At 73.9% G+C, this 4,376-nt stretch carries 5 protein-coding genes; 1 reads left to right on the forward strand and 4 read right to left on the reverse strand.

What is annotated here, in order from left to right; all coding sequences use genetic code 11:
* From IE249_RS32250 to IE249_RS32260, 3 genes are all read right to left on the reverse strand, one after another.
* The coding region (locus IE249_RS32250) for a hypothetical protein (protein ID WP_229859737.1) at nucleotides 1–326 on the reverse strand (326 nt) is incomplete at its 3' end.
* Nucleotides 327–355: 29 nt separating this feature from the next.
* Complete coding sequence (locus IE249_RS32255; protein WP_189710577.1) at nucleotides 356–1,777, reverse strand: TolB-like translocation protein; 1,422 nt, start codon at nucleotides 1,775–1,777, stop codon at nucleotides 356–358.
* A 206-nt stretch (nucleotides 1,778–1,983) separates the two neighbouring features.
* Entirely contained in the window at nucleotides 1,984–2,472 is a 489-nt protein-coding gene (locus tag IE249_RS32260; protein WP_189710579.1) for a hypothetical protein, read from the reverse strand.
* Between the two features lie 96 nt (nucleotides 2,473–2,568).
* Between IE249_RS32260 and IE249_RS32265 the strand changes: the two genes are divergently transcribed.
* A complete protein-coding gene (locus IE249_RS32265) occupies nucleotides 2,569–3,099 on the forward strand; it encodes a MarR family winged helix-turn-helix transcriptional regulator (RefSeq protein WP_189710581.1) in 531 nt (176 codons plus the stop codon).
* On the opposite strand, the gene IE249_RS32270 is transcribed toward IE249_RS32265, so the two are convergent.
* On the reverse strand, nucleotides 3,074–4,297 hold the full coding sequence (locus tag IE249_RS32270) for a cytochrome P450 (RefSeq protein ID WP_229859745.1): 1,224 nt from the start codon (nucleotides 4,295–4,297) through the stop codon (nucleotides 3,074–3,076). The genes IE249_RS32265 and IE249_RS32270 overlap by 26 nt on opposite strands.
* Between the last annotated feature and the right edge of the window lie 79 nt (nucleotides 4,298–4,376).

Genomic DNA, 4,376 nt, shown 5'->3' on the forward strand with positions numbered 1-4,376 from the left:
AAGCCGGTCTGGTCGCCGTGGCCGCCTCCCCCGCCGGTGGCGGTGGGCGTCGGCGTGGGCGTGCCGGTCTGCCGCTCCTTCTCGCGCCGCTGCTCGTGCACCGCGTCGACCAGCGCCCGCTTGTCCCGTACGGAGGCGTCGGCGGTGAGCACCTTGCCGTGGGCGTTCTCCTCGACCACGACGGTGCCGGGCACGGTGGTCGCGGCGGCCGTGGAGCCGGTGGCGCCGCGGGTGACGCCCAGGGCGAACCCGCCCAGGGTCAGGGCCGCGGTCACGGTGAGCGCCACCGTGCGCCGCGACGGGCCGTGGCCGGCTGTGATCCCCATGATGTGCTTCCCTCTCTGCGTGCTGGTGTTCACGGCTTCTCGCGGTGCAGGAAGATGTCCGGCTGCCCGTTGGTGTCCCCGGGCACGAGGTTGGTGGCGTACGAGGTGAAGACCACCGCTTCGGCGTGCTGGTCGGCGTCGGGGAAGTAGCTGGCCTCGTCGGCCTGCTGCCCGCCGGAGCCCACGCTCACCCTGCGCAGCGCGCCGCCGGGCAGGTCGGCGACGAAGATGTCGCGTACGCCGTTGGTGTCACCGTCCACCAGGTGGGGGCCGGAGGAGGACATCGGGATGTGCAGGCCGTCGCCGGTGATGCTCGCCCAGAACGTGCCGCCGGGCGCGGGCACCCCGTCGGCGCCCTTGTCGATCAGTCGCAGCGCGCCCGTCGTCAGGTCCTGGAGGTAGGCGTGGTCCTGGGTGGTGTCCGGGCTGTCGGCGGTGAGGTTGGTGGCGTGCGAGTTCAGTACGACGTAGCGGTTGTCGTCGCTGATGGTGCCGCCGATGGTGATCTGGTCGGACTGGATCCCGGCGGCCGTGACGCTGAGCCGGGTGGTGCGGCCGGTGGCGGTGTCGTGCAGGAACTCGTCGACCTTCTTGTTGGTGTCGCCCTCGACGAGGTTGGTGGCGTTGGAGAAGAAGGTGACGTAGCGCCCGTCGGCGCTGATCTGGGTGCCGTCGCTGGCCGCGTTGCCGGGGGTGCCGTCGCTCGCCGCGCTGGTGCGCACGACGGTGCCGGTGGCCATGTCGCGGACCACGGTGTCCCAGGTGCCCGCGGGCGTGTCGCCGGGGACCAGGTTGTCGGCGGCGGTGGCGAAGGCGACGTGGCGGCCGTCGGCCGAGAGCGTCGGGCGCATGCTGTCGCCGTCGCCGGGGGTGCCGTCCTTGGCGGCCGAGACCAGCACGGTCTCGCCGGTACGCAGGTCGGTGCGGTAGATGTGGGAGCGGCCGTCGCGGACCCCGCGCACCAGGTTGGTGGAGTCCGCGGAGTAGACGGCGTAGCGGCCGTCGGCGCTGATGATCGGGTCGATGCCGGTGCAGCCGTTGGACTCGCGGCCGTTGTAGCCGCGGTCGACGCGGACCGTCCTGCCGCGCGCGACGTCGCGCAGGAAGACGTCGGTGCAGCCGTTGCGGTCGCCGGGCACCAGGTTGTCGGCGTGCGAGGTGAAGACGACCAGGCGGCCGTCGGCACTGATGGAGGCCCGCTCGCTGGGCCCGTCGGCCGGCTTGCCGCCCAGTCCGACGCTGATGAGTGTCGTCTCGCCGTCAGCGGCACGCGCCCCGGCCGTGTGCGCCTCGGCGGCGGGCGTACCGGTGGCGGGTGCGGCGGCGGGCCTCCCGGTGGCGGGCGCTCCGGCTGCCGGGCCCGGTGCGGCGGCCACCGCGACGAGTGCGAGCGCGCTGCCCAGCAGCGCCCCGCGGGCGCCCCGGGCGCGGGCCCTTCGGTCCGTTCTCATACTGCCCTCCTCGTGCCGCGCGCCGGGCGGCGCACGGTCGCCGAGAGGGTCACACCCGCTCCTCGCGCCCGGCTGCAATGCACCTCGAACCGGCCAACTGGCGGGAATCCGGCGTCGGTTCGGCCACGAGAACGGCACAGCCACCCGGACGGCGGGGGAAGGTTGCGCCGGGTGGCTGTGGATCCGGGGGCGGCCCGGGCCGTCCGCTACTTCGCGGTCGCCGGGGCCGGAGCCGGCGCGCCGACGTGGGCGGCCAGGGCCGTGAGGACGGAGGTGAGGACCTTCTCCAGGCGGGACTCGATGCCCAGTTCGGCGAGCTTGCGGCCCAGCAGGCCGGAGTTCGGGACCACGTTGTGGACGCGGAGCACCACGCGGCTCGCCGCACCCTCGGGCTCCACGGTGTACGTGCCGCCGAACCAGGTCTGCACGCCGACCGAGCGCGTCCCGCGGTCCACGGTCAGCTCCAGGTAGTCCTCCCCCGAGCCGCCGAACCGGCCGGTGAACTTGTCCGGGCCGCCCTCGAGGGTGACCGCCCCGGCCTCCCTGGTGTGGTCGCCGGCCAGCACCAGCGCGTTGCCGTCCACGCCGGCCGGGCCCGGGCGCACGGCCAGCAGCGCCTCGGTGACCTGCTCGGCGGGCGCCTCGACGACGCCCTCGACGCGCCACTTGGCCCGCTCTCCCGCGGAAGTGTTCATCGCTGCCCCCTACGGCTAGTCTAATTCCATGATTGGGAATTCTCGTTGGATCGGAAATCTCGATCTATCGAAATACTTTCCTCCTGGAGGTGGGCCATGTCAACCCGAACCGGCCGCGACCGCGACCGCGCACCCGACCGGAGCCGCGACCGTGCGGAGCTGATCGCGGCGATCGAGGACGCCGTGCGCGACAACGGCGGCCGCGGGCAGCTGCTGCACCAGGCGATCGCCGAGCGGTTCGGCCTGAACCCGACCGACCTGAAGTGCGTGGACCTGGCCCGCACCGAGCCGAGGCTGACGGCCGGCCGGCTCGCGGAGATCACCGGTCTGAGCACGTCGGCGACCACCGCCGTCCTCGACCGCATGGAGAGGGCCGGGTTCATCGAGCGGGTCCGCGACCCCGCCGACCGGCGCCGGGTCGTCGTGGTCTCCACCGGCCGCCGGGAGCAGGAGCTGAACACCGCCTTCGGCCCGCTCAAGGACGCGATGACGGCCGTACTGGAGTCGTACGACGACGAACAGCTCGCCCTGATCGCCGGCTTCGTACGGCGCCTGAACGACCTGCTGCGGGACCTGACGGCGCAGCCGGACGACAAGCCGCTCACCACGCCACCGGAAGCGCGCTGACCCCCCGGATCATCCCGGTCCCCCACGTCAGCTCCTCCTCGGCGACCGCGAGCCGCAGCCCGGGGAAGCGGCGCAACAGCGCGGAGAACGCCACCTGGAGCTCCACCCGGGCCAGCGGCGCGCCCAGGCAGCGGTGGATGCCGTGCCCGAAGGCGATGTGCCGGGCGCCCTCGCGGGTCAGGTCGAGCCGGTCGGCGTCGGGGAAGGCGGCCTGGTCGCGGTTGGCGGACGCGGTGGAGGGGATGACGGCCTCCCCCGGCCGCACCACCGTGGTGCCGATCTTCAGCTCCTCGGTGGCGATCCGGATGGTGCCGCCGCTGACCGGTCCGGGCGTCCAGCGCAGCAGCTCCTCCACGGCCTCGGCGGGGAACCGCCCGGCCCCGCGCAGCGGTTCGAGCTGGCCGGGGTGGCGCAGCAGCGCGAGGACGGAGTTGGCAAGGGAGTTGGCCACCGTGTGGTACCCGGCCGTGATGAGCGTGGCGGCGACCGTCACCAGTTCGGCGGGGCGCAGCCGGTCCTCGTCGCGGGCGGCGATGAGGGAGCCCAGCAGGTCGTCGCCGGGGGTCTGCTGCTTCTCGGCGATCAGGTGGCGCAGGTAGTCCGCGAGCCGCTGCCGGGCCCCGGTGACCGCGCCGGCCGCGTGCGGGGCGAGGGTGAGCGCCGCGTCCGTCCACTCCTTGAAGGACTCCCGGTCCCGGTCGGGCACCCCGAGCAGTTCGCAGATGGTGATGATGGGCAGCGGTCTGGTCAGGTGCTCCACCAGGTCGGCGGGCGGCCCGAGTTCGGCCATGTGGTCGAGCAGGTGCTCGGCGGTGCGCTCGATGCGGGGGCGCAGCAGCTCGGCCCGGCGTCCGGTGAAGGCCGGCGCCAGCAGGCGGCGCAGCCGGGTGTGGTCGGGCGGGTCCATCGCCATGATGGAGTCCGGCTCGGGCCGCGCGGGGCCGAGCCTCGGGGCGTCCGGCCGGGTGGCGGCGGCCCGGCTGAGCCGGGGGTCGTTGAGCACGGACCGTACGTCCTCGTACCGGGTCACGAGCCAGGCGCGGTCGCCGGTGGGCAGTTCGGCGCGGGCCACCGGGCAGGTTCCGCGCAGCCGGCCCCACTGCGGCGGCGGCTCGAACAACTCGGCCTGCTCGAACGGGAAGCGCAGGTCCTCGCCCGGCTGGTCACCGGACACGGCGTCTTGGGTGTCGTCGGACAAGACGGTCCTCCACAGGGCTTCGGTCAGGCGCGGCGGGCCGTTCGGTCGACGACTTCCATCTGGCCCATCATCCCCATGG

This window comes from Streptomyces anandii JCM 4720 (genome assembly GCF_014650655.1).
GTDB classification, from domain to species: domain Bacteria; phylum Actinomycetota; class Actinomycetes; order Streptomycetales; family Streptomycetaceae; genus Streptomyces; species Streptomyces anandii.